Here is a 21,784-nt window from a genome sequence, read left to right on the forward strand (position 1 = left end):
ATGAGCAACACCCTGGTCGTAGACATGCAGGAATTCTGTCAGGTGGTCGGTATGCCCACCGCGTATGTCATCGAAATCGTCGAGCACGGCATCGTCGAACCTCAGGGGCAGCGGCCGGATGAATGGCTGTTCGACACGTCCTCACTGTCGGTCGCCAAACGTGCGGCCAAGTTGCATCGCGATTTGGCCATGGAATGGGACGGCGTGGCGCTGGCGCTGGACCTGCTGGATGAGTTGGAGCAGGTGCGCGCCGAAAATCGCATGCTCAGGCAACGGCTGGGGCGTTTCATTCAGGACTGAGCGGGTTCCGACCGCCTCAACGGAGCGTTGTAAAACGCCGACAGGTCTCACCCTTTTTTCGGCAGCACGACGGTGAACGTTGTCCCGTCGCCGACGTTAGAGGTCACAGTGACGCTCCCGCCGTGAGCATTGACCACTTCCTTGACGATGAACAATCCCAGGCCAAGGCTGGTGGACGGGTTGCGGTTGCCCGCCTCTGCATTGACCGAACGCACCAGGGGATCGAAGATGCTGCCGATCGCTTCTTCGGCGATCGGTTCGCCGTCGTTGTGCACCGACAGGCTGACATGATGCTCGCCTCCTGCCAGTGACACGCTGATCTTGTGCGTTGCAGCCCCGTGTTGAAGGGCATTGCCGATGAGGTTCTGCAGCAATTGGTCGATGCGCGCGCGGTCCCATTCCCCCTGAGTGTCGCCAGTGGTGGTGAACAGCGGATCACAGTCCGGATTTCCGGCAGTGGCGGCTTCGATCGCCTCGCGACAGGCCAGGGTCATTTCCATGGGTTTGCGCTCCACCGGGAGCGTCACGCCGAGGCGGCTGCGCACGAATTCCAGTAGATCGCTGACCATCGTCGACATATGACGGCTGCTGCTTTTGATGCGCTTGATGTAAGCCAGATCAGCCTCGGCCAGACCCGCCTTGCGCAGAAGAATTTCGGCCGACATGCCAATCGCTTGCAATGGCGCTCGCAGGTCATGGCCGAGAATCGCCAGAAAGATATCCCGCGAGCGCGTCACTCGCTCGGCGTAGGCCGCTGTGGATTCGGCCAGCGCTTCGTCGATCGCCTCGTTGAAGCGAATCATGTCCGTGAAATAGGCGACATCGGGCGACGTCAGGCTCTCGACCCAGAAGCGGATGACGGTCGCCCGTAGGTGCCGGAACTCGGATGTCATCTGCACCAGATCGAAGCCGACGTTATGGCGCAGTTCGCCATGACTGGCAGCGGCCTGGTCCAGCGTCGGCGTCTTGCCAATTTCCTCACCCTGGGATTTGGCGATCTGCTCAGCCTTGGTCTGTGCCGTGTTCATGTCCCGCGCGGCGGCCAGCAAAATGGACTTGGCGTGATCGCGCAGTTCCACCCGATTCATCGAATCGGCCGCTGGCGTCAACGTGGCTGCGAACTTTTCAAACTCATCGACGATGCGATCAACGTGATGCACGATGAAATCGGAGAGACGCATTCAGGTACGACCTTGCTGGTGGGGCGCTGGAGGAAGAGGGGGCCATCTTAGCGCCATGTTGTGTCAGGAAGAACAGGGATTCGTGCAGCAGGACTGTCATTTCTGACAGTAGACGGGCAGGCGCGAAGAGCCTGGCATTGGCCATGCGGCTGCCACTCGACAATTCGCCCCAAGAGGCGGTCAAACCTGTCCGGCGAGAAACTGCGATAGGGAGGCGCATGACGCCTCCCTCTGGTGCCTGTCAGAAAAGAAAGTATCGCTGCGCCATCGGCAGTTCTTCTGCAGGCTCGCACCACAACAACACGCCGTCGGCCTTGACCTGGTAGGTTTGCGGATCGACGTCGATCTTCGGCAAATAGTCGTTGTGAATCAGATCGGCCTTGGTCACGCTGCGGCAGCCTCTGACCACGCCGATCTGCTTTTTCAGGCCCAATTGTTCGGGGACGCCGGCCTCGAACGCGGCCTGGCTGATGAAGGTCAGGCTGCTGGCATGCAGGGCGCTTCCGAAGCTTGCGAACATGGGGCGGTAATGCACCGGCTGCGGGGTCGGGATCGAGGCGTTGGCATCGCCCATCAGGCTGGCCGCGATCGAGCCGCCCTTGAGAATGAGCGTCGGTTTTACGCCGAAAAACGCCGGGCGCCACAGCACGAGATCCGCCCATTTGCCAACCTCGACCGACCCTACTTCATGGCTGATACCGTGGGTGATCGCCGGGTTGATGGTGTATTTGGCGATGTAGCGCTTGGCGCGGAAGTTGTCGTTGCCTGCGCCATCGCCTGGCAGCGGACCGCGCTGGCGTTTCATTTTGTCGGCAGTCTGCCAGGTACGCAGGATCACCTCGCCCACACGGCCCATGGCCTGACTGTCGGAGCTCAGCATCGAGAACGCACCGAGGTCGTGAAGGATGTCCTCGGCGGCGATGGTTTCACGACGGATGCGGCTTTCGGCGAACGCCACGTCTTCGGCGATGCTCGGGTCCAGGTGATGGCAAACCATCAGCATGTCCAGGTGCTCGTCGATCGTGTTGCGGGTGAACGGCCGGGTCGGATTGGTCGAACTCGGCAGCACGTTCGGGAAGCCGCAGGCTTTGATGATGTCGGGCGCGTGACCGCCGCCGGCGCCTTCGGTGTGGTAGGTGTGAATGGTGCGGTTCTTGAACGCGCCGAGGGTGGTTTCGACGAAGCCGGATTCGTTCAAGGTGTCGGTGTGGATGGCCACTTGCACATCGTATTGATCGGCCACGCTCAGGCAATTGTCGATCGCGGCGGGTGTAGTGCCCCAGTCTTCGTGCAGCTTCAGGCCGATGGCTCCTGCTTTCACTTGTTCGACCAACGGTTCGGGCACGCTGACGTTGCCCTTGCCGGTGAAGCCGATGTTCATTGGGAACGCTTCGGCGGCTTGCAGCATGCGCATCATGTGCCACTTGCCGGGGGTGACGGTCGTCGCGTTGGTGCCGGTCGCGGGGCCGGTGCCGCCGCCGATCATGGTGGTTACGCCGCTCATGAGGGCTTCTTCGATCTGCTGCGGGCAGATGAAGTGGATGTGGGTGTCGACGCCGCCTGCTGTCAGGATCATGCCTTCGCCGGCGATGATTTCCGTCGCGGCACCGATCGCGATGGTCACGCCGGGCTGGATGTCTGGGTTGCCCGCTTTGCCAATCGCCGCGATGCGTCCACCCTTGAGCCCGACGTCGGCTTTGACGATCCCCCAGTGGTCGATGATCAAGGCGTTGGTGATCAGGGTGTCCATCACTTCATCCGCCGACAACTGGCTCTGGCCCATGCCGTCACGGATGACCTTCCCGCCCCCGAATTTCACCTCTTCGCCGTAAACGGTGTAGTCCTTCTCGACCTCCACCCACAGCTCGGTGTCGGCCAGTCGGACGCGGTCGCCGACGGTGGGACCGAACATGTCAGCGTAGGCTTGTTTGGAAATTTTCATGCGCATGCCTTGAGATTCAATGATCGTTCCCACGCTTCGCGTGGGAATGCATCCCGTGACGCTCTGCGTCACAAAACGGACGCAGAGCGTCCAGTCCGGCGTTCCCACGCGGGGCGTGGGAACGATCAAAAGCGGGTTACAGATCGCCCATCACGCGCCCGGCAAACCCGAACACCCGACGATGGCCCGCCAGGTCGACCAGTTCTACTTCCCGTGCCTGGCCCGGCTCGAAGCGCACGGCCGTTCCAGCGGGGATGTTCAGGCGCATGCCCCGGCTGGCGGCGCGGTCGAAGGTGAGGGCGTCGTTGGTTTCGAAAAAATGGAAATGCGAGCCGACCTGGATTGGTCGGTCGCCGCTGTTGGCGACGCTGAGGGTGATCGTCCGGCGCCCGACGTTGAGCTCGATTTCGCCAGGCTGGATCTGGTATTCACCAGGAATCATGCGCTCTTCCTCGACAGTAACTTGTAATAAAGGGATGTAGGGTGGTATTCCCCGTCCGGGTTGCACGCGTAGTCCGGAATCTTGCCGGACAGTTGGTAACCCTGCGATCGATAGAAATCCTCGGCCGGTGAGCCCGTTTCCGTATCCAGGTACAGCAGGCCGCGCTGATGCTGATAGGCAGCCTGTTCAACGGCCTGCATCAATTGCGTCGCCAAGCCATGACGGCGGGCGTGGTGCATCACCAGCAGTTTCTGCACTTCGGCGCGGTTCAGGCCATTGGGTTTCTGGCACAGCGCCAACTGCACAGTCGCCAGCACCTGTTCTTCCTGGACCACGACCCACAGCAGCACCTTGCCGTGTTCGACGTCTGCCTTGACGCTCTCCCACCAGGTGTACGCCTGATCGGCATTCAAATCCGCCATGAAACCTACCGAAGCGCCGCGATGCACGGCGTCCATCAGCAGCGCCACCAAGCCGTGACGGTAATGGGCAAAGCTTTCACCGGTAACACGTCGCAACTGAGCAGCATTCATGACTCGGCTTCCTTTCATTGAGAGAAATCGGGACACATGGGTTTGTCCATCATCGGATGGGGGCTTGGGACGGCGGAGCATCGGCTCCCGGAGACAGGTCCAGCTGCATGAACGTCAGGTCCAGCCAACGGCCGAACTTGGTGCCCACCTGCGGCATCTGCCCGGTGGTGACGAAGCCGTGACGCTCATGCAGGTGAATCGACGCCGCGTTGCCGCTTTCGATGGCCGCCACCATCATGTGCTTGTCACAGGCTTTCGCCCGCTCGATCAGCGCCCGCATCAGCAGGGGTCCAAGGCCCTTGCCGCGTTGATCGGCACGCACATAGACCGAATGCTCGACGGTGTGACGAAAACCTTCGAATGGGCGCCAGTCGCCGAACGAGGAGTAGCCCAGCACGTGCTCGGCGTCATCGACAGCGACCAGAATCGGGTAAGCCTGACTCTGACGCGCTGCAAACCAGGCTTCACGATTGGCCAGGTCGACGGGTTGTTCATTCCAGATCGCCGTCGTGTTGAGCACTGCGTCGTTGTAGATCTCAAGCACCGCAGGCATGTCGGTCAGGAGGGCGTCACGAATCGTAAACATCATCTTCTTTCCACGGGTCGAAGGGGTCAGGCAATCGGCTGGTGCACGGTGACCAGTTTGGTGCCATCCGCAAAGGTAGCCTCTACCTGGATTTCCGGGATCATCTCTGGGATGCCGTCCATCACTTGTTCCCGCGTCAACAGGGTGGTGCCGTAGTGCATCAGTTCGGCCACGGTCTGGCCGTCCCGCGCGCCTTCCAGCAACGCAGCGGAAATGAACGCCATGGCTTCCGGGTAGTTCAGCTTTAACCCTCTCGCCAGCCGCCGCTCGGCGACCAGGCCAGCGGTGAAGATCAGCATCTTGTCTTTTTCGCGTGGGGTCAGGTCCATGTGTTTGTCCGTTTCAGAAAGCCAAATAAGTAGTGAACGCCACCCCGTAGGAGCGCGCTTGCCCGCGATGCGTTGTGTCAGGCGACATCAATGGCACAGGCATGACGTCATCGCGGGCAAGCGCGCTCCTACGGGAGGACTGTGTTTATGTATTCCAAATCCTCGGCGCCAGCGCTTCTCTGCCTAGTAACGCGGGCCGCAGCAGCTTCCATAGGCCGATCAGCCAGGCTCGGGCGTGCAGGGCTTCATCGGCCAGGCAGCGGGCGATAATCAGCCCTGGCAACTGGCTCAGATCCCCGCGCACCGAGGCGTGCCTCGCCAGATCCCGACAGCGCTCCATCAGCGCGGCATCGATTTGCCCTGTCACGATCAGCGTCGCGAACACCGGTTTTCCGCACAGCCCAATCGGGGAGTCCAGCAGGCCGTCATCGCCTATGACTCGCTGGCGCTCGTGCCACAGCAGCTTGCCGTCGCGGCGAATGTCCAGATGGGCCTGAAAGTATCCTTGATCGAAGCGCTCCCCGCTGGCGGGGCGGCCGAGCGCGACCACATCCCAATAGAACAGCCGGGCGTCTCCCTCAAGGTCAATGCGCGTGGTCAGTTCGGCTTTGGCCTCGCTGAACACGATCGTTTCCTGGGGTAGCCATTCCAGCGTCGCGCCTCTGGCCACCTTTAACGCAAGCTGTTGGTAGGCGGCCCCGGTGGCGCGATACCACTTGGCGGCGCCCGGGCTGGTCAGTTGCACCCAGGCGTTCGGGCCGACGGTCGCGCTGATGTCCAGCCGATCGCCACCGGCAATCCCGCCCGGCGGGTGAACGATGATGTGCTGGCAGACTTCCGGGCCTTCGGCATAGAGGTGTTTCTGCACGCGCAACGGGCCTTTGTGGCGACGCAGCGTCGGGCGTGTGGTGGCGTCGAAACGTCCATAGCCCAGTTCCAGCTCGGCGTGCCAGCTGGGCGTGAACAGGGCGGTGTGGGCAGGAAGGTTCATAAGGCTCGTGATCGTTCTACGAAGGGGTGTACCTTAGCCGATCGGCGCATCAGATGGTCACCAGACCACGCACACCTTCGGCTTCCATGTGCTCGCCGCGGCCCTGTTGGACGATCTCGCCACGGGACATGACCAGGTACTGATCGGCCAGCTCGGCAGCGAAGTCGTAGAACTGCTCCACCAGCAGAATCGCCATGTCGCCCCGTGCGGCGAGCTTTTTGATCACCGCGCCGATCTCCTTGATCACTGACGGCTGGATGCCTTCGGTGGGTTCATCCAGGATCAGCAGGCGAGGGCGGCTGGCCAGCGCCCGCCCGATCGCCAACTGCTGTTGCTGACCGCCGGACAAGTCACCGCCCCGGCGATGTTTCATCTGCAGGAGCACAGGGAACAGATCGTAAATGAACGCCGGGACTTCCTTGGCTTGCGAGCCCGGAAAGCGTGACAGGCCCATCAGCAGGTTTTCTTCCACCGTCAGGCGCCCGAAAATCTCTCGCCCCTGAGGCACGTAGGCGATACCTGACTGCACGCGCTGATGCGGCTTGAAGCCAGTAATCGGCTTGCCCTCCCACTGCACGACGCCCTCTTTGGCGGGCAGCAGGCCCATCAGCACCTTGAGCAAGGTGGTCTTGCCGACCCCGTTGCGGCCCAGTAGACAGGTCACTTCACCGACCTTCACGTCAAAAGACAGACCACGCAGGATGTGGCTGCCGCCGTAGTATTGATGAAGCTTTTCAACTTGTAACATCTACGAATTCTCCCAGTGATCGTTCCCACGCTCTGCGTGGGAATGCCGCTATGGACGCTCTGTGTCCCCTGCCTGACGCGGAGCGTCGGCGGATGCATTCCCACGCGGAGCGTGGGAACGATCGAAATCTGAATCAGCGTCCCAAATACACTTCGATCACTCGTTCATCCGCCTGCACGTCTTCCAACGATCCTTCGGCCAGTACGCTGCCCTGATGCAACACCGTCACGTGGTCGGCGATGGTGCCGACGAAGCCCATGTCGTGCTCGACCACCATCAGCGAATGCTTGCCCGCCAGGCCTTTGAACAGTTCAGCGGTAAATTCGGTCTCGGCGTCAGTCATGCCGGCCACAGGTTCGTCGAGCAACAGCAATTGCGGGTCTTGAACCAGCAACATGCCGATCTCCAGAAACTGCTTCTGACCATGAGACAGCAGGCCTGCCGGACGTGACAGGGACGCGGTCAGGCGAATGGTTTCGAGCACCTCGTCGATACGGTCGCGCTGTTCACCCTTGAGTTTGGCCCGCAGGCTGGCCCATACCGACTTGTCGGTTTTCTGCGCCAGTTCCAGGTTCTCGAACACACTCAACGCCTCGAACACGGTGGGTTTCTGGAACTTGCGACCGATCCCGGCCTGGGCGATCTGCACTTCGCTCATGCGCGTGAGGTCGAGCGTCTCGCCGAACCAGGCTTTGCCGTGGGTGGGGCGGGTCTTGCCGGTGATCACGTCCATCAGCGTGGTCTTGCCCGCGCCGTTGGGCCCGATGATGCAGCGCAGCTCGCCGACGCCAATGTAGAGGTTCAGATCATTCAGGGCTTTGAAGCCATCGAAGCTCACGCTGATGTCTTCCAGGGTCAGGATGGTGCCGTGCAGGGTGTTGAGCCCTTCGCCCGCCACTTGCCCCAGTCCGATGGCATCGCGGCTGGTGCCGGCATCGCTGTTTGGATGGAGAGTCGGATCCAGCACCGGATCGAATGCGGGCGTTGGAGTGGTTTTCATTGTTCGCCCCTTTTCTTGATCAGTCCGATCACGCCTTTGGGCAGGTACAGCGTGACCACGATGAACAGCGCGCCCAGGAAGAACAGCCAGTACTCAGGAAATGCCACGGTGAACCAGCTCTTCATGCCGTTGACCAGACCGGCGCCGAGCAGCGGACCCACCAGCGTGCCGCGCCCACCGAGTGCAACCCAGACCGCGGCTTCGATGGAGTTGGTCGGCGACATTTCGCTCGGGTTGATGATCCCGACTTGCGGCACATACAGCGCACCGGCGAGGCCGCACAGCACGGCGCTCAAGACCCACACGAAGAGTTTGAACCCGCGTGGATCGTAGCCACAGAACATCAAACGGTTTTCTGCGTCGCGCACGGCGGTCAGGACGCGGCCGAACTTGCTGCGTGCCAGGCGCCAGCCGACGAACAGGCTGCCCGCCAGCAACACCACGGTCAGCAGAAACAGCACAGCCCGCGTCCCCTGGGACGTGATGCCGAAGCCCAGGATGCTGCGGAAGTTGGTGAAGCCGTTGTTGCCGCCGAAGCCGGTTTCGTTGCGAAAGAACAGCAGCATGCCGGCGAAGGTCAAGGCCTGGGTCATGATCGAGAAATACACGCCTTTGATCCGCGAGCGAAAGGCGAAGAACCCGAATACCAGCGCCAGCAGCCCCGGCGCCAGCACCACCAGGCACAAGGCCCAAAGGAAGTGTTGGGTGCCGATCCAATACCACGGCAGTTCCGTCCAGGACAGGAAAGTCATGAACGCAGGCAGGCTGTCCCCCGAGGCTTCGCGCATCAGGTACATCCCCATGGCGTAGCCCCCGAGGGCGAAAAACAGGCCATGCCCCAGCGACAGCAGGCCGGCGTAGCCCCAGACGAGATCCAGGGCCAGCGCGACGATGGCGTAACAGAGAATCTTGCCCACCAGTGTCAGCGTGTAGGCCGACACTTGAAACCCGTTGTCGTCAGGCAGCAGCGACAGCAAGGGCAGGGCGATAAGGATCGCGAGGATCACGGCCCCCACAGCGAGCGTGATGCGGGTGCCAGCGCGTTGCGCAGCGGTAACCATCAATGGCTGGTTCATCAGTCAATCACCCGTCCTTTCAGTGCAAACAGACCTTGCGGACGTTTCTGGATAAACAGAATGATCAGCGCCAGGATCAGGATCTTGCCCAGCACTGCGCCGATTTGCGGTTCGAGCAGTTTGTTGGCGATGCCCAGCCCGAACGCCGCCATGATGCTCCCGGCCAACTGTCCGACGCCGCCAAGGACGACCACCAGGAACGAATCGATGATGTAGCTCTGGCCGAGGTCGGGGCCAACGTTGCCGATCTGGCTCAGCGCCACCCCGCCCAGCCCCGCGATACCGGAACCGAGCCCGAAAGCCATCATGTCGATGCGTCCCGTGGGTACGCCGCAGCACGCAGCCATGTTGCGGTTCTGCGTCACGGCACGCACGTTCAGGCCCAGGCGGGTCTTGTTCAACAGCAGCCAGGTCAGAGCGACCACGAACAGAGCGAAGGCAATGATGATGATTCGGTTGTAGGGCAGTACGAGGTTCGGCAACACCTGAATGCCACCGGACAACCATTGCGGGTTCGCCACTTCGACGTTTTGAGCGCCGAACAGCACGCGGATCAATTGGATCAGCATCAGGCTGATCCCCCATGTGGCGAGCAGGGTTTCCAGCGGTCGACCATACAGATGACGAATCACCGTGCGTTCCAGTGCCATGCCGATGCAGGCCGTGACGAAGAACGCGACGGGCAGCGCAACCAGCGGATAAAGCTCGAGGGCGCCGGGCGCGTAGCGCTGAAACATCAGCTGCACCACGTACGTGGCGTAGGCGCCCAGCATCAACATCTCGCCATGGGCCATGTTGATGACCCCGAGCAAGCCGAAGGTAATGGCCAGGCCGAGCGCTGCGAGCAACAGAATCGAGCCCAGCGAGATGCCACTGAACACCTGACCGATGACTTCGCCGACCATCAGTTTGCGTTTGACTTGCGCCAGACTGGTCTCGGCCGCGAGGCGAACGGTCGGATCGGTTTCCACGTTGGGTTCGAGCAGGTTTTCCAGGCGGGTGCGGGCCAGTGGGTCGCCGGTTTCCCCCAGCAGCCGCACCGCGGCAAGGCGCACGGTGGGGCTGGTATCGACCAGTTGAAGGTTGGCCAGTGCCAGGTTCAACGCGGAATGAACGGCGTCATCCTTCTCGCTGGCGACGTATTGCATCAGCAGCGGCAACTGCGCAGGACGAGCAGTTTTCTGCAAGGTGAGGGCCGCTGCCAGGCGCAGCTTTGCATCCGGATCCAGCAGACGATGGCTGGCCATCGCATTTTCCAGCAGCCCGCGCAAACGGTTGTTCAGGCTGATGGATTGCGGTTCATCGGGGTTCGGTGCGTCAGCCGCTGCCGGCGCATCGGGGTCGACGGGAGTGAAGCTGTCGTCGCTGCTCTGGATGAATGCGCGGTTGCTGCTGTCGGCCGCCACTCGGCCTTCTTGCAACGCTATGAGCAGGGGCACCCGTGCCGGATCGGGCTTGGCGGCCCAGGTTTCCAGCAGTTCGGCGCGTTCGGAGGATTCGGCTGCGACAAAGTCGCCAGCGTCACTGGCGTGGGCTGCAATAGGCAACGCCAGGGTCAGGGCGAAAATGAGGCGGTAAAGAAATCTGGGCATATCGTTTGGCCTTGGTGCCGGCGTACAGCAGGGCAACCGCGTTGAGGCAATCGCGAATGAATTCGCTCCCACAGATGGAACGCGATCAACCTGTAGGAGCGCGCTTGCCCGCGATTGCGCAATGCCTGTGCCATTGACGTCGCCCGGCACAACGCATCGCGGGCAAGCGCACTCCTACAGGGATGTCGGGCGTGAACCCGACGGGGTGTCAGTTACTCTTCACCGGATAATCAGGCTTCTTGTCGTTGCCTGGGATGTAGGGGCTCCACGGCTGAGCGCGGATAGGCTCCTTGGTTTTCCAGACCACATTGAACTGACCGTCGGCCTTGATCTCTCCGATCATCACCGGTTTGTGCAGGTGGTGGTTGGTCTTGTCCATTTCCAGCGTGAACCCTGAAGGCGCAGCGAAGGTTTGGCCCGCCATGGCTTCGCGGACTTTATCCACGTCGGTGGATTTCGCTTTCTCGACGGCCTGCGCCCACATATGGATGCCCACATAGGTGGCTTCCATTGGGTCGTTCGTTACCGCCTTGTCGGCGTTCGGCAGGTTGTGCGCTTTGGCATAGGCCTTCCAGTCGTTCACGAATTTTGTGTTGACCGGATTCTTCACCGATTCGAAGTAGTTCCAGGCGGCCAGGTTGCCCACCAGCGGCTTGGTGTCGACCCCGCGCAGTTCCTCTTCACCCACCGAGAACGCGACGACCGGAACATCGGTGGCTTTCAGACCCTGGTTGCCCAGTTCTTTGTAGAACGGCACGTTGGAGTCGCCGTTAACGGTGGAAATCACGGCGGTCTTGCCACCGGCCGCGAATTTCTTGATGTTGGCCACGATGGTCTGATAATCGCTGTGGCCGAACGGGGTGTAGACCTCTTCGATGTCGCTGTCTTTCACGCCTTTGGAGTGCAGGAAGGAGCGCAGAATCTTGTTGGTGGTACGCGGATAAACGTAGTCGGTGCCCAGCAGGAAGAAACGCTTGGCCGCGCCGCCGTCTTCGCTCATCAGGTACTCGACCGCAGGAATCGCCTGTTGGTTGGGCGCAGCGCCGGTGTAGAACACGTTCGGTGACATCTCTTCGCCTTCGTACTGCACTGGGTAGAACAGCAGCCCGTTCAGTTCTTCGAAAACCGGCAGTACCGATTTGCGGGAGACCGACGTCCAGCAGCCAAACACCACGGACACCTTGTCCTGAGTCAGCAACTGACGGGCTTTTTCGGCGAACAGCGGCCAGTTGGAAGCCGGGTCGACCACCACCGCTTCGAGCTTCTTACCGTTGACGCCGCCTTTGGCGTTGATTTCGTCGATGGTCATCAGCGCCATGTCTTTGAGCGACGTCTCGGAGATGGCCATGGTGCCGGACAAAGAGTGCAGAATGCCGACCTTGATGGTCTCGGCGGCCTGGGCGGTCCAGGTCAAACCCATCGCGGCGATCGACGCGGACAAGGTGAACGCTTTTAGCAGACTACGACGCTTCATTGGCTAGCTCCATTCTTTGATTTTTTTGAGACGACTGCGGTTGGCGATGCAGAGGTTGAGGCTATTGAGGCTTTAGCAAAGGCTGGGCCAAGGCGCGGCAGGTCGCAAAATCGAATGAAAGCGTCGCCTGTGATCAGGCTGGCGCACCAATGTGAGGCGGGGTGGTGGAGATGGTGCGCTACGCGCGCCGGTCTGGTGCGTAAAGCTGACGCGCCCGACAGGTTTTTTGATAGCGGAGCCGGGGCGGGGACTTATGAAAGAAGGGCGGGGCCTGGGATCGAAAATGAGGAGGAATTCATCACTAAACCACTCAAAAATGATCCCAGGCCCCGCAGCACGCAATCTAAGCTGTCGCCGAGGATTTGGCAAAGCGCGAAAGGGCTATCCGATCGAGCAACCACACGGCGAGCATGGAAATCCCGACGAGCGGGAAAGCGATGCCCAGCACCAGCATCACGCCTGTCGCGGTTTTCCAACGGGGCAAGTCATGGCGCAACGGCGGAACGCCCCAGCCGTTCTGGGGGCGGCGCTTCCACCAAATCACGATCCCGCTCGCTGAGCTCAGCAATACCATCAGGCAAACAAGCAGGATGACCAGTTGGTTCAACCAGCCAAACATCTTGCCCTCGTGCAGCATCACACCCAGTTCGGTCGCTCTTGAAACCAGGCTGTAATCGCTGTAGCGAACGTCCGCCAGCACCTTGCCGCTGTACTGATCGATGTGCAGCGTGGCGTCGTTGCGCGGATCATCGGCGAAGACCGAAACGGTGAACACGCCGTCGGCGGTCTTGGGCGGGGTGATGCTGTAGCCGGGTTCGATCTGGCGTTCGCGGGCGATGTCCACGACCCTTTGCAGGGTGATGCCCGGGGCGGCAGGGGCGCTGGAGTGTGCGCCATGGTTCATGTGCTCGGCGTGATCGCCACTCGACACCGGCATCGGCGTGTTTTCCATGGCCCAGGGCACCGTCTGTGCGGCGGCCGTGTTGAGCTCGCTCGCCTGTCTGGTGGATTTGGGGACGTCATTCCACATGGCAGCCGGAAACGTGTTCCACACATCGGCGTACAGCTTGCCCCACATACCGGTCCAGGTCATGCCACTGAGCAGCATGAACAGCAATGCCACGGCCCCCCAAAAACCGGTGACGGCGTGAATGTCACGCCACAGGACGCGCCCTTTCGCCGTGATCCTTGGCCAGAGCACGCCCGCCGAGGCGCGTCCACGAGGCCACCACAGGTAAAGGCCCGACACCACCAGTACGACGCCCCAACCTGCGGCCAGCTCCACTAGACGATCCCCCACGGTGCCGATCATCAGCTCGCCGTGCAGGGCGCGGGCCATCGCCTGCAGATTGTTCTTGGCGTCTTGCGTGCCAAGGATATTCCCGCTGTACGGATCGACGAACAGGTTCGACTCACGGCCGTCCTGTTTCACCACGAATTGCGCGCTGCTTTCCGCGTTGACGGGCGGCAGATACTTGCTGATCGATACATTGGGGTACGCCTCCAGCACTCGCTGGCGTTGAGCATCGGCGCTCAGCGAATGATGGGCGGGTTTGACCGTCAGCCAGTCGCTGTACATCAGCGAGTCGAGCTGGGGTTTGAAGAGGTAGACGATCCCGGTCAGTGACAGCAGGATCATGAACGGCGCAACGAACAGCCCGGCATAGAAATGCCAACGCCACGCCAGGTTGTAGAACGACACATTCGGTTTGGACATGGTGAAACGCTCCCGTCAGGGAAAAACACGGCGCAGCACGTCAGCGGCACCAGGGCCGCCAACGGATACGGATCTTGTCAAAGGCATTACACGACGGAGCGGGAGGGCGGCGCTCGGCTGCGGGCGTTGGGGAACACGCTGCGTTGGGCGTGGCCATTTTGCGGGAGCGCCCGGTAGAAGTCGGCCGGTTTGGGCGGGACGGGCGCTGTCACCGCCAATGTCTGCGTCAGCGCCGGACAGCTGAAGAGCAGGGTGCAATAGCCACACTTTGCCCAGATCACATGATCGATGCCGCCCTTATCGCCATTCACGGTGTGATGGCCGGCGTGATCGTCTGCCGTCATGGTCATCGGCGAGGACATGTCCATCGCGCCCGACATGGACGAGGACATCGACATCCCAGTGTGATGCTCCATTGGCATCGACTGGGAAATCAGTGGCCCGATGAAGATCATCAGCATGGCGAACAGGCTCAGCCACGCACCTGGCAATCTGCGAGGGGCATGGGTGGAATGAGCGTGTTTCGCAAGCATGCGCTTCACTCGGTCAGCTTCTACGGTCGGGGATCATTCAATGCGTGTGGGACGTGGATGCGTCGGGCGGCTGCTTCTGCACCATGACCTGCACCGTCACGTCGCCGGCTTTCTCGAAGTGGAGGTTCAGCGGAAACGTCAGGCCCTCGGTCAGCCTGGAGCGGTCTTTCACATCCAGCAGCATGACGTGATAGGCCATGGGCGCGAACGTCACGGTGCCGCCCGCCGGCACGCTGACGGTCTGCACCTGCTGCATTTTTATCAGCCCGTCCTTGCTCACATGTTCATGGAGTTGTGCGGCACCAGCGATAGGGCTGTCAGCCCCCATCAGCCGGTCGTCGTCCGAGCCGGAATTCTGGATCACGAAATAGGCCGCCACCGTTGGCGCATTCGGCGGTAGCTCCATTGACCAAGGGTGAGCGATGGCGAGATTGCCTTTCGCATAGTCGTGGGCATCAGCAAAGCAGGCAGGCAGCAGCACTGCGAGCAACAGAAGTGTTTTCAACATCGCGGAGAGTCTCCAATCCATTCAGATACGCGGCATAGGGCGTGTGCGAACGATCAGACTCGTGGGGAGGCGCGTGGATTGAGATGGGGCCAGAGCACACGAGGCGGCGCATGGAACCAGAGTTCGACGTCCTGCAGGTGGACCGGCTGCACTAAAACCAGGAAACCGAGCTGATTGCCCGCGGGGACCGCGACCATCGACAGAGCGCCGGAACAGCACGGGCAATGTTGCACAGAGGTGTGGTCGTTGTGCGTGGGGGTGCCTTGATCGACCAGCGCAACGGGCGTCGCTACCCATTTTGTGCCCTGACCGGTGCAAAAGCTGCTCCATACCCACTGTTCACCCTGGATGCGGGGCATCGTTGGCGTAATGGGCATCGCCAGCATGCCAAACAGCAGCGCAAAGCAGGCGATCCAGGCGAACGTCCGGCGCCGCTTTTGGCTGGGAAGGGAATATTGTTGTGGTTTCATGTCGGCCATTTAGCCTGAATGGCCGATGGATGTAAAAACTAAGGGTGCGGCGTTATGTCGCGGATGGGTGGGCAATCCCTGCCAGTCAGCGTTTTCTGGATGCCGTGGGTGTTTCGCTGGAGTGGGAGCTTCAAGAAAACGCCGCCAACTGCGCAACGACCTCTTCTACACCCCAGAACTCCCGATCCACCCCCGCCAACACTGGGCGCCTCACTACCAGCACCGGTATCCCCCGTTCCCTCGCCACCTCAAGTTTGGGCTCGGTTGCGCTGCTGCCGCTGTTCTTGCTGACCAGTACATCGATCGCGCGCTGCGTGAACAGCGCCCTTTCGTCCTCGATGTTGAACGGACCTCGGGCCCCGATCACCTCACAGCGCTCGTTGCCGGGGTAGGTGTCGAGCGCGCGAAGGGTCCAGAACTGATGATGTGGAATCTCGTCCAGATGCTCGAGCGGCTCGCGGCCAAGGGTGAACAACGGCCGTTCGAAGGGGGTGAGGGCAGCGGCCAACTCTGCCCAGTTCGCTACCTCTCGCCAGTCGTCTCCCGGCCTGGGTTGCCAGGCTGGGCGTCGCAGGGCCCAGATGGGGATGCCGGCGAGTCTCGCCGCCGTGGCGGCGTTCTGGCTGATCTGCGCTGCGTAGGGATGCGTTGCATCGAGGATAAGGTCTACGCCTTCATCGCTTACGAATCGAGCCAGCCCCTGCGCTCCGCCATAGCCCCCGACCCGGACTTGGCAGGTCAGATCGTTGGGCACCCGCCCCACACCCGCAAGGCTGTAAATGTGCGCTGGCCCCAGCGTGCGGGCGATTGCCAGAGCTTCGGTGACACCGCCCAACAGCAGGATTCGTTTCATGCCAAAGCCCCGGCGTGGCCCACGATCTCGCCCTGACGGTCGATCGCGAAGACTTCGACCTCGACCTGTGATGGCACCACCGTGCGAGCGAAAGCCAGCGCATGCTCACAGACGGCATCGCCCAACGGCACACCGAGGGCGGACGCCATCGCCAGCGCCTGCTGGCTGGTGTTGGCTTCGCGAATTTGTTGCTGCAGATCGACACTGGCGCCGACGTCCGCTGCCCAATGCGACAGTTGTTCCAGGTCGATACTGGAATGACGGCTGTGCAGATCCATGTGCCCTGCGGCCAGTTTGCTGATTTTTCCGAACCCGCCGCACAGGCTGAGTTTATCCACCGGGACTTTGCGCAGGTGCTTGAGGACGGCGCCCACAAAGTCGCCCATTTCGATGAGCGCGATATCGGGCAGGCGATAGACCCGGCGCATGGTGTCTTCGCTCGCATTGCCCGTGCAAGCGGCGATGTGCATATAACCGTTGGTTTTAGCGACGTCGATGCCTTGGTGGATAGACGCGATATAAGCGGCGCAAGAGAAGGGACGAACGATCCCGCTGGTGCCCAGGATCGACAGGCCGCCAAGAATGCCGAGGCGGGGGTTCATGGTCTTCAGTGCCAGTTCGCTGCCGTTTTCGACGCACACGGTGACCTCGAAGCCGCCCGTGTAACCGCATTCGGCGGCCAGTTGCATCAGATGTTCGGTCATCATTCGCCGGGGCACGGGGTTGATCGCCGGTTCGCCAACGCCCAGCACCAGGCCAGGGCGGGTGACCGTGCCGACGCCCGCCCCTGCGACGAAGCGAACGCCCGGCTCGGCAATCAGGCGCACTTGAGAGGACAGGAGCGCGCCATGGGTCACGTCCGGGTCATCGCCGGCATCCTTGATCGTTCCGGCTTCCGCGCCACCTTCAACGGCGCGGCAGAACTCCAGGCGCATCTCTACCTGCTTGCCCTTGGGCAGGGTGATGTGAATAGCGTCATTGACCTCGGCGCACAGCAATAACCGCGCGGCGGCGAGTGACGTGGCGGTGGCGCAACTGCCCGTCGTCAGGCCACTGCGCAGCGGTGCAGGTTGTTCGCCGGTCTCTTCGCGCATCAGGGTTTGACCGCTTCCAGCAAGGTGATGGGTAGCGCCTGGCGCCAGGTGTCGAATGTGCCCAGCGGCTTCGAATGGGCCAGGTGTATGCGCGTCAGTTCGCCGCCGTGCCGTTCACGCCAGTTCACCAGCATCGCTTCGCTCTGCAGCGTGACCGCATTGGCCACCAGCCGACCACCGCTGCGCAACTGCTCCCAGCAACGATCCAGCACGCCGTGGCGGGTGACGCCACCGCCAATGAAAACCGCGTCGGGCTGTTCCAGGCCTTCGAGGGCATCGGGGGCACGGCCACGTACCAACTGAAGTCCAGGCGCGCCCAGCGCATCGCGGTTGAACTCGATCATCTGTTGGCGTTCTTCGTTCGCCTCGATGGCCACCGCACGGCAGGTCGGGTGAGCGCGCATCCATTCGATGCCAATCGAGCCGCAGCCTGCCCCCACGTCCCATAGCAGCTCGCCGGGCACGGGTGCAAGGCGGGCGAGTGTGACGGCGCGCACGTCGCGCTTGGTCAGCTGGCCGTCGTGGCGGAATGCGTCGTCGGGCAGGCCGCCGAGCGGCGACAGGCGAAGTGCCCCTGGCTCGGCACGGCAATCGATCGCCACCAGATTCAGGGCTGCGGTTTGCACGTCCGTCCAGTCGTTCGCAGCTCCATCGATGCGTCGCTCGGATGATCCGCCCAGATGTTCCAGCACGGTCATGTGGCTGAGACCAAATCCACGCTCACGCAACAACGCCGCGATCGCGGCTGGGCTGCTGCCGTCGTTGCTCAGGACCAGTAAGCGCAGGCCTTGGTGCAGATGGGCATTGAGTGCGGCCATGGGGCGCGCGACCACCGACAGTGTCACCACGTCCTGCAATGCCCAGCCCAGGCGCGCGGCGGCCAGCGAGTAGGAAGAGGGCGCGGGGATCACGCGCATGTGCTCCGCCGGCACGTGACGTGAAAGACTGGCCCCTACGCCAAACAGCATGGGGTCGCCGCTGGCAATCACACACACCGGCTCACCGCGCTGCTCCAGGACTGGTTGCAGGGAGAAAGGGCTCGGCCACCGCCGCCGCTCGGCCTGGATGCACGCCGGTAGCAGCTCCAGTTGGCGCGAGCTGCCGAACACCTGACGCGCCTGTAACAGCGCATGCCGCGCATTGCGCCCCAGGCCCTTGTAGCCGTCTTCACCGATTCCCACGACTGTCAGCCACGGCGACATGTATTGCCCTCAGACAGAATGCTTGCAACAGGCCCGGTTGCGGGGGCCTGTGGATAAGGTGGGCATGATAGCGCGAGAGAGGGGGCTCGTCGTCTTGCCCAGATGCTCACGTCCGCGCGGGTTCGCCCCATCGAGCCGGACGCTTCCGACCAACCGCCTTTTCCCGCCCCCTGCCAAAGCAGGCATAATACTGCCCTCGCAGAACCCGCCTTCTGCCCGTTCAGTCCGTTCACACCAGGTGATCCTTTGGCCGAGCCGTTGTCCGCTCGAATCCCCGCTGCGCCCCTGCGCCCCTCGGCTTGCCCGGGGTTGCTGCGTATCGTCCCGGCGCTGGATGGCGGGATTTGCAGGATCAAGCTGCCGGGCGGGGTGATCACCGCGGATCAGGCGATGGCCGTGGCGGATGCCGCCGAGCGATTCGCCTGCGGTGTCATCGAGGCGACCAATCGCGGCAATCTGCAGGTTCGCGGGATCGGTCAGGATCATCAGGGCCTGATCATGACGTTACTCAATGCCGGATTGGGCCCGAAGCATCCTGGCAGCGATGATGTGCGCAACCTGATGATCAGTCCCACTGCCGGTATCGATCCGCAGCAGTTGTTCGATGCGCGCCCGTTGGCGAGCCAGATCCTCGATACGCTGCAAAGCCATCGTCGCTTTCATGATCTCTCGCCCAAATTCGCACTCTCGCTGGATGCGGGTGAGGGCCTGACGATGCGCGACCATCCCCATGACCTGTGGCTATCTGCGCTCCACTTGGAGGGCGAGGTTGTGCTGGGCTTCGGCCTTGCGGGCTGCCCTGCGACCGATTCGCCCTTGGCAGCGGTGTCGTTGGATGCAGCGCATGATCTGGTTGTCGCGGTACTGGAAGGGTTTCTCCACCATGCCCGGCCCGATCAGACGCGCATGCGCCATCTGCTGGAGGGGCTGTCGCCCGAGCAGTTCCTCGACGATTTGGCCCAGCGCTTGCCACACGCCCTTCGAAGGGATCGTACCCTTTCCGATGCGCGGCCCATCCCGACAAGGCCAAACGCGCACATCGGGATTTATCCACAACGCCAGCCCGGTCTGTTCTCGGTCGGCGGTGGCGTGCCTTTGGGGCGCCTCACGCCGTCCATGTTGCGCAGCGCCGCGAAACTGGCTGTTGACGTCGGCGACGGGAGCCTGGTGATGACGCCATGGCAGAGCCTGATGTTGCGTAACGTGCAAGATGAACATACGTCGCGCGTCCTCGACAGTCTGCAGAACGCCGGGTTGATGTGTGACGCCGGTCAGGCCCTGTCGCAGATGATTGCGTGCACGGGCTCGGCCGCCTGTGGCAAGGGCCTGGCCGACACCAAGACGGACGCGTTGCAACTGGCGGCTGACTTGCAGAAACAAGGCGTGACTTACGCCGTGCACCTGACGGGGTGCAATCGTTCCTGCGCTGCCGCCCACGTAGCGCCTGTCACCTTGCTGGCGGTGAGCGCCGGCCATTACGACGTGTATTTTCGCCACGCCGATCAGCCGGGTTTCGGCGAGTTGCGCGGGCGTGACCTCACTATTGAAGCAGTTGGTGCGTTGTTGACCGCCGACTCACGGAGCAACACCCATGATTGAATACATCCGCGACGGTCAGGAGATCTATCGCAATTCGTTCGCGATCATCCGCGCCGAAGCCCGCCTCGACAGCGTACCGGCCGATCTGGAGAAACTCGCGGTGCGGGTGATTCATGCCTGCGGCATGGTCGATGCGGTCGATGACCTGCGTTTTTCGCCGGGTGCCGGTACAGCGGGACGTCAGGCTCTCGCCGCGGGAGCGCCGATCCTGTGTGACGCCCATATGGTCGCCGAAGGGGTGACCCGCGCCCGTTTGCCCGCCAACAATCCGGTCATCTGCACCCTGAAAAACCCAGGCGTACCGGAGCTGGCACGCGAGCTGGGCAATACCCGCTCCGCCGCCGCGCTGGAACTCTGGCGCCCTCATTTGGAAGGGGCTGTGGTGGTGATCGGCAATGCACCCACAGCGCTTTTCTACCTGCTTGAAATGCTTGACGCGGGCGCGCCTAAACCCGCTTTGATCCTCGGCTTCCCGGTTGGCTTCGTCGGCGCGGCTGAATCCAAGGACATGCTCGCCGCGGACAGCCGTGGCGTGCCCTACGTGATCATGCAAGGGCGTCGTGGCGGCAGTGCCATGGCCGCTGCGGCGGTCAACGCCCTTGCCACGGAGGTCGAATGATGCAGGCTCGCGGTCGTCTGATCGGGCTCGGCGTGGGCCCGGGTGATCCGGAATTGATCACGGTCAAGGCATTGCGGTTGCTGCGTGAGTCACCTGTGGTGGCCTATTTCGTCGCCAAGGGTAAGAAGGGCAATGCCTTCGGGATCATTGAAGCGCATTTGCAGGCTGCCCAGACCTTGATGCCATTGGTCTACCCGGTGACCACCGAAGTGTTGCCCGAACCCTTGTCTTATGAGCGGATCATCAGTGACTTCTACGACACTGCCAGCCTGGACGTCGCGGCGCATCTGGATGCCGGTCGCGATGTGGCCGTGATCTGCGAAGGCGATCCGTTTTTCTATGGCTCTTACATGTACCTGCACGATCGCCTCGCCGCACGCTATGAAGCTGAGGTGGTGCCGGGGGTCTGCTCGATGCTGGGTGGCGCGTCGGTATTGGGGGCGCCGTTGGTCTATCGCAACCAGAGCCTGTCGGTGCTTTCGGGCGTGCTGTCGTCCGAAGAGCTCAAACGCAAACTGCAGGATGCCGATGCGGCAGTGATCATGAAGCTGGGTCGCAATCTGCCGAAAGTTCGTCAGGTGCTGGTAGAAACCGGCCTGGCGGCACGGGCGCTGTACGTTGAGCGGGCAACCATGGCCAACCAGAAGATCGTGCCCCTGGCAGACGTCGATCCGATGTCGTCGCCGTATTTCTCGCTGATCATCGTTCCGGGTGAAAGGTGGCGAGGCTGATGGGCGCTTCGAACGGCCAGGCCCCGGCCATCGTAATCTTGGGCAAAGGCGCGCTGGACACCGCGCGCCGGATTCAACAGCGGTATCCGGACGCTGTGATTCACGGGCTTGCCGACCGAGTCGAGGGGGCGGACCGCCGGTACGTCGAATTCGGCGCGACGCTGCGCCAGTTGTATCAACAGGACACGCCGATCATCGCGCTGTGTGCAGCGGGCATCGTCATACGCACGCTCGCCCCCGTACTCCTGGAAAAAGGCGCGGAGC

Annotated in this window: 23 protein-coding genes and 1 pseudogene; 5 read left to right on the plus strand and 19 right to left on the minus strand. The window is 62.1% G+C overall.

Features of this window, described 5'->3' with window-relative positions:
• The gene (locus DBP26_RS21195) at positions 1-300 is read left to right on the plus strand and encodes a chaperone modulator CbpM (protein ID WP_108239483.1); all 300 of its coding nucleotides are present in this window, start codon (positions 1-3) and stop codon (positions 298-300) included.
• A gap of 47 nt (positions 301-347) precedes the next feature.
• Here the strand turns inward: DBP26_RS21195 and DBP26_RS21200 are convergent, their stop codons facing one another.
• The 19 genes from DBP26_RS21200 to cbiE all read right to left on the minus strand — a co-directional run bounded on the left by DBP26_RS21200 (position 348) and on the right by cbiE (position 18,571).
• Positions 348-1,481, minus strand: a complete 1,134-nt coding sequence (locus tag DBP26_RS21200; protein WP_108239484.1) for a HAMP domain-containing sensor histidine kinase — start codon at positions 1,479-1,481, stop codon at positions 348-350.
• Between the two features lie 241 nt (positions 1,482-1,722).
• Positions 1,723-3,423 carry an urease subunit alpha gene (ureC, locus tag DBP26_RS21205; RefSeq protein WP_108239505.1) on the minus strand — a complete coding sequence of 567 codons (1,701 nt, stop codon included), beginning with the start codon at positions 3,421-3,423 and terminating at the stop codon, positions 1,723-1,725.
• A 136-nt stretch (positions 3,424-3,559) separates the two neighbouring features.
• Entirely contained in the window at positions 3,560-3,865 is a 306-nt protein-coding gene (locus DBP26_RS21210; RefSeq protein ID WP_108239485.1) for an urease subunit beta, read from the minus strand.
• Positions 3,862-4,398: a GNAT family N-acetyltransferase gene (locus tag DBP26_RS21215; protein WP_108239486.1), complete on the minus strand. Its 537-nt coding sequence runs from the start codon at positions 4,396-4,398 to the stop codon at positions 3,862-3,864. The genes DBP26_RS21210 and DBP26_RS21215 overlap by 4 nt, the downstream gene beginning before the upstream one ends.
• Before the next feature lie 49 nt (positions 4,399-4,447).
• The gene (locus tag DBP26_RS21220) at positions 4,448-4,987 is read right to left on the minus strand and encodes a GNAT family N-acetyltransferase (protein ID WP_108239487.1); all 540 of its coding nucleotides are present in this window, start codon (positions 4,985-4,987) and stop codon (positions 4,448-4,450) included.
• Positions 4,988-5,010: 23 nt separating this feature from the next.
• The gene (locus DBP26_RS21225; protein WP_108239488.1) at positions 5,011-5,313 is read right to left on the minus strand and encodes an urease subunit gamma; all 303 of its coding nucleotides are present in this window, start codon (positions 5,311-5,313) and stop codon (positions 5,011-5,013) included.
• A gap of 145 nt (positions 5,314-5,458) precedes the next feature.
• Entirely contained in the window at positions 5,459-6,304 is an 846-nt protein-coding gene (locus DBP26_RS21230) for an urease accessory protein UreD (RefSeq protein ID WP_108239489.1), read from the minus strand.
• A gap of 49 nt (positions 6,305-6,353) precedes the next feature.
• Entirely contained in the window at positions 6,354-7,052 is a 699-nt protein-coding gene (urtE, locus tag DBP26_RS21235) for an urea ABC transporter ATP-binding subunit UrtE (protein WP_108239490.1), read from the minus strand.
• Positions 7,053-7,185: 133 nt separating this feature from the next.
• Entirely contained in the window at positions 7,186-8,052 is an 867-nt protein-coding gene (gene urtD, locus DBP26_RS21240) for an urea ABC transporter ATP-binding protein UrtD (RefSeq protein ID WP_108239491.1), read from the minus strand.
• Positions 8,049-9,128, minus strand: a complete 1,080-nt coding sequence (urtC, locus tag DBP26_RS21245; protein ID WP_108239492.1) for an urea ABC transporter permease subunit UrtC — start codon at positions 9,126-9,128, stop codon at positions 8,049-8,051. Before urtC ends, urtD begins: the two co-directional genes overlap by 4 nt.
• Entirely contained in the window at positions 9,128-10,720 is a 1,593-nt protein-coding gene (gene urtB / locus DBP26_RS21250; RefSeq protein WP_108239493.1) for an urea ABC transporter permease subunit UrtB, read from the minus strand. The genes urtC and urtB overlap by 1 nt, the downstream gene beginning before the upstream one ends.
• 208 nt (positions 10,721-10,928) lie before the next feature.
• On the minus strand, positions 10,929-12,194 hold the full coding sequence (gene urtA / locus DBP26_RS21255) for an urea ABC transporter substrate-binding protein (RefSeq protein WP_108239494.1): 1,266 nt from the start codon (positions 12,192-12,194) through the stop codon (positions 10,929-10,931).
• Between the two features lie 343 nt (positions 12,195-12,537).
• Positions 12,538-13,911 (minus strand): PepSY domain-containing protein, encoded by a 1,374-nt coding sequence (locus DBP26_RS21260; RefSeq protein WP_108239495.1) that lies wholly within the window; start codon positions 13,909-13,911, stop codon positions 12,538-12,540.
• 86 nt (positions 13,912-13,997) lie between these two features.
• Positions 13,998-14,444 (minus strand): DUF2946 domain-containing protein, encoded by a 447-nt coding sequence (locus DBP26_RS21265; RefSeq protein WP_108239496.1) that lies wholly within the window; start codon positions 14,442-14,444, stop codon positions 13,998-14,000.
• 37 nt (positions 14,445-14,481) lie between these two features.
• Positions 14,482-14,952, minus strand: coding sequence for a copper chaperone PCu(A)C (locus DBP26_RS21270; protein WP_108239497.1), 471 nt, complete (start codon positions 14,950-14,952; stop codon positions 14,482-14,484).
• Positions 14,953-15,005: 53 nt separating this feature from the next.
• Positions 15,006-15,431, minus strand: a complete 426-nt coding sequence (locus DBP26_RS21275) for a DUF2946 domain-containing protein (RefSeq protein ID WP_256601331.1) — start codon at positions 15,429-15,431, stop codon at positions 15,006-15,008.
• 121 nt (positions 15,432-15,552) lie between these two features.
• Positions 15,553-16,275 carry a cobalt-precorrin-6A reductase gene (locus DBP26_RS21280; RefSeq protein WP_108239498.1) on the minus strand — a complete coding sequence of 241 codons (723 nt, stop codon included), beginning with the start codon at positions 16,273-16,275 and terminating at the stop codon, positions 15,553-15,555.
• Positions 16,272-17,369 (minus strand): cobalt-precorrin-5B (C(1))-methyltransferase, encoded by a 1,098-nt coding sequence (locus DBP26_RS21285; RefSeq protein WP_108239499.1) that lies wholly within the window; start codon positions 17,367-17,369, stop codon positions 16,272-16,274. The genes DBP26_RS21280 and DBP26_RS21285 overlap by 4 nt, the downstream gene beginning before the upstream one ends.
• Positions 17,369-18,571, minus strand: coding sequence for a precorrin-6y C5,15-methyltransferase (decarboxylating) subunit CbiE (gene cbiE / locus DBP26_RS21290; RefSeq protein ID WP_108239500.1), 1,203 nt, complete (start codon positions 18,569-18,571; stop codon positions 17,369-17,371). Before cbiE ends, DBP26_RS21285 begins: the two co-directional genes overlap by 1 nt.
• A gap of 246 nt (positions 18,572-18,817) precedes the next feature.
• On the opposite strand from cbiE, the gene cobG reads away from it, so the two are divergent.
• The 4 genes and pseudogenes from cobG to DBP26_RS21310 form a co-directional block, all read left to right on the plus strand.
• Entirely contained in the window at positions 18,818-20,170 is a 1,353-nt protein-coding gene (cobG, locus tag DBP26_RS21295) for a precorrin-3B synthase (protein ID WP_305888010.1), read from the plus strand.
• Positions 20,163-20,789: a precorrin-8X methylmutase gene (locus DBP26_RS21300; protein ID WP_108239502.1), complete on the plus strand. Its 627-nt coding sequence runs from the start codon at positions 20,163-20,165 to the stop codon at positions 20,787-20,789. The genes cobG and DBP26_RS21300 overlap by 8 nt, the downstream gene beginning before the upstream one ends.
• Positions 20,786-21,520, plus strand: a complete 735-nt coding sequence (locus DBP26_RS21305; protein WP_177411101.1) for a precorrin-2 C(20)-methyltransferase — start codon at positions 20,786-20,788, stop codon at positions 21,518-21,520. Before DBP26_RS21300 ends, DBP26_RS21305 begins: the two co-directional genes overlap by 4 nt.
• Positions 21,520-21,784 (plus strand): annotated as a pseudogene (locus DBP26_RS21310) (precorrin-3B C(17)-methyltransferase); the annotation flags it as partial. The gene DBP26_RS21305 and the pseudogene DBP26_RS21310, both read left to right, overlap by 1 nt.

It is taken from the genome of Pseudomonas sp. RIT409 (genome assembly GCF_003052515.2).
GTDB lineage: Bacteria > Pseudomonadota > Gammaproteobacteria > Pseudomonadales > Pseudomonadaceae > Aquipseudomonas.

Excerpts from the sequence above, each read along its gene's own strand:
- DBP26_RS21195 (WP_108239483.1), top strand. The coding sequence starts at position 1 with ATGAGCAACACCCTGGTCGTAGACATGCAGGAATTCTGTCAGGTGGTC.
- DBP26_RS21200 (WP_108239484.1), bottom strand. The coding sequence starts at position 1,481 with ATGCGTCTCTCCGATTTCATCGTGCATCACGTTGATCGCATCGTCGAT.
- ureC (WP_108239505.1), bottom strand. The coding sequence starts at position 3,423 with ATGAAAATTTCCAAACAAGCCTACGCTGACATGTTCGGTCCCACCGTC.
- DBP26_RS21210 (WP_108239485.1), bottom strand. The coding sequence starts at position 3,865 with ATGATTCCTGGTGAATACCAGATCCAGCCTGGCGAAATCGAGCTCAAC.
- DBP26_RS21215 (WP_108239486.1), bottom strand. The coding sequence starts at position 4,398 with ATGAATGCTGCTCAGTTGCGACGTGTTACCGGTGAAAGCTTTGCCCAT.
- DBP26_RS21220 (WP_108239487.1), bottom strand. The coding sequence starts at position 4,987 with ATGATGTTTACGATTCGTGACGCCCTCCTGACCGACATGCCTGCGGTG.
- DBP26_RS21225 (WP_108239488.1), bottom strand. The coding sequence starts at position 5,313 with ATGGACCTGACCCCACGCGAAAAAGACAAGATGCTGATCTTCACCGCT.
- DBP26_RS21230 (WP_108239489.1), bottom strand. The coding sequence starts at position 6,304 with ATGAACCTTCCTGCCCACACCGCCCTGTTCACGCCCAGCTGGCACGCC.
- urtE (WP_108239490.1), bottom strand. The coding sequence starts at position 7,052 with ATGTTACAAGTTGAAAAGCTTCATCAATACTACGGCGGCAGCCACATC.
- urtD (WP_108239491.1), bottom strand. The coding sequence starts at position 8,052 with ATGAAAACCACTCCAACGCCCGCATTCGATCCGGTGCTGGATCCGACT.
- urtC (WP_108239492.1), bottom strand. The coding sequence starts at position 9,128 with ATGAACCAGCCATTGATGGTTACCGCTGCGCAACGCGCTGGCACCCGC.
- urtB (WP_108239493.1), bottom strand. The coding sequence starts at position 10,720 with ATGCCCAGATTTCTTTACCGCCTCATTTTCGCCCTGACCCTGGCGTTG.
- urtA (WP_108239494.1), bottom strand. The coding sequence starts at position 12,194 with ATGAAGCGTCGTAGTCTGCTAAAAGCGTTCACCTTGTCCGCGTCGATC.
- DBP26_RS21260 (WP_108239495.1), bottom strand. The coding sequence starts at position 13,911 with ATGTCCAAACCGAATGTGTCGTTCTACAACCTGGCGTGGCGTTGGCAT.
- DBP26_RS21265 (WP_108239496.1), bottom strand. The coding sequence starts at position 14,444 with ATGCTTGCGAAACACGCTCATTCCACCCATGCCCCTCGCAGATTGCCA.
- DBP26_RS21270 (WP_108239497.1), bottom strand. The coding sequence starts at position 14,952 with ATGTTGAAAACACTTCTGTTGCTCGCAGTGCTGCTGCCTGCCTGCTTT.
- DBP26_RS21275 (WP_256601331.1), bottom strand. The coding sequence starts at position 15,431 with ATGGCCGACATGAAACCACAACAATATTCCCTTCCCAGCCAAAAGCGG.
- DBP26_RS21280 (WP_108239498.1), bottom strand. The coding sequence starts at position 16,275 with ATGAAACGAATCCTGCTGTTGGGCGGTGTCACCGAAGCTCTGGCAATC.
- DBP26_RS21285 (WP_108239499.1), bottom strand. The coding sequence starts at position 17,369 with ATGCGCGAAGAGACCGGCGAACAACCTGCACCGCTGCGCAGTGGCCTG.
- cbiE (WP_108239500.1), bottom strand. The coding sequence starts at position 18,571 with ATGTCGCCGTGGCTGACAGTCGTGGGAATCGGTGAAGACGGCTACAAG.
- DBP26_RS21300 (WP_108239502.1), top strand. The coding sequence starts at position 20,163 with ATGATTGAATACATCCGCGACGGTCAGGAGATCTATCGCAATTCGTTC.
- DBP26_RS21305 (WP_177411101.1), top strand. The coding sequence starts at position 20,786 with ATGATGCAGGCTCGCGGTCGTCTGATCGGGCTCGGCGTGGGCCCGGGT.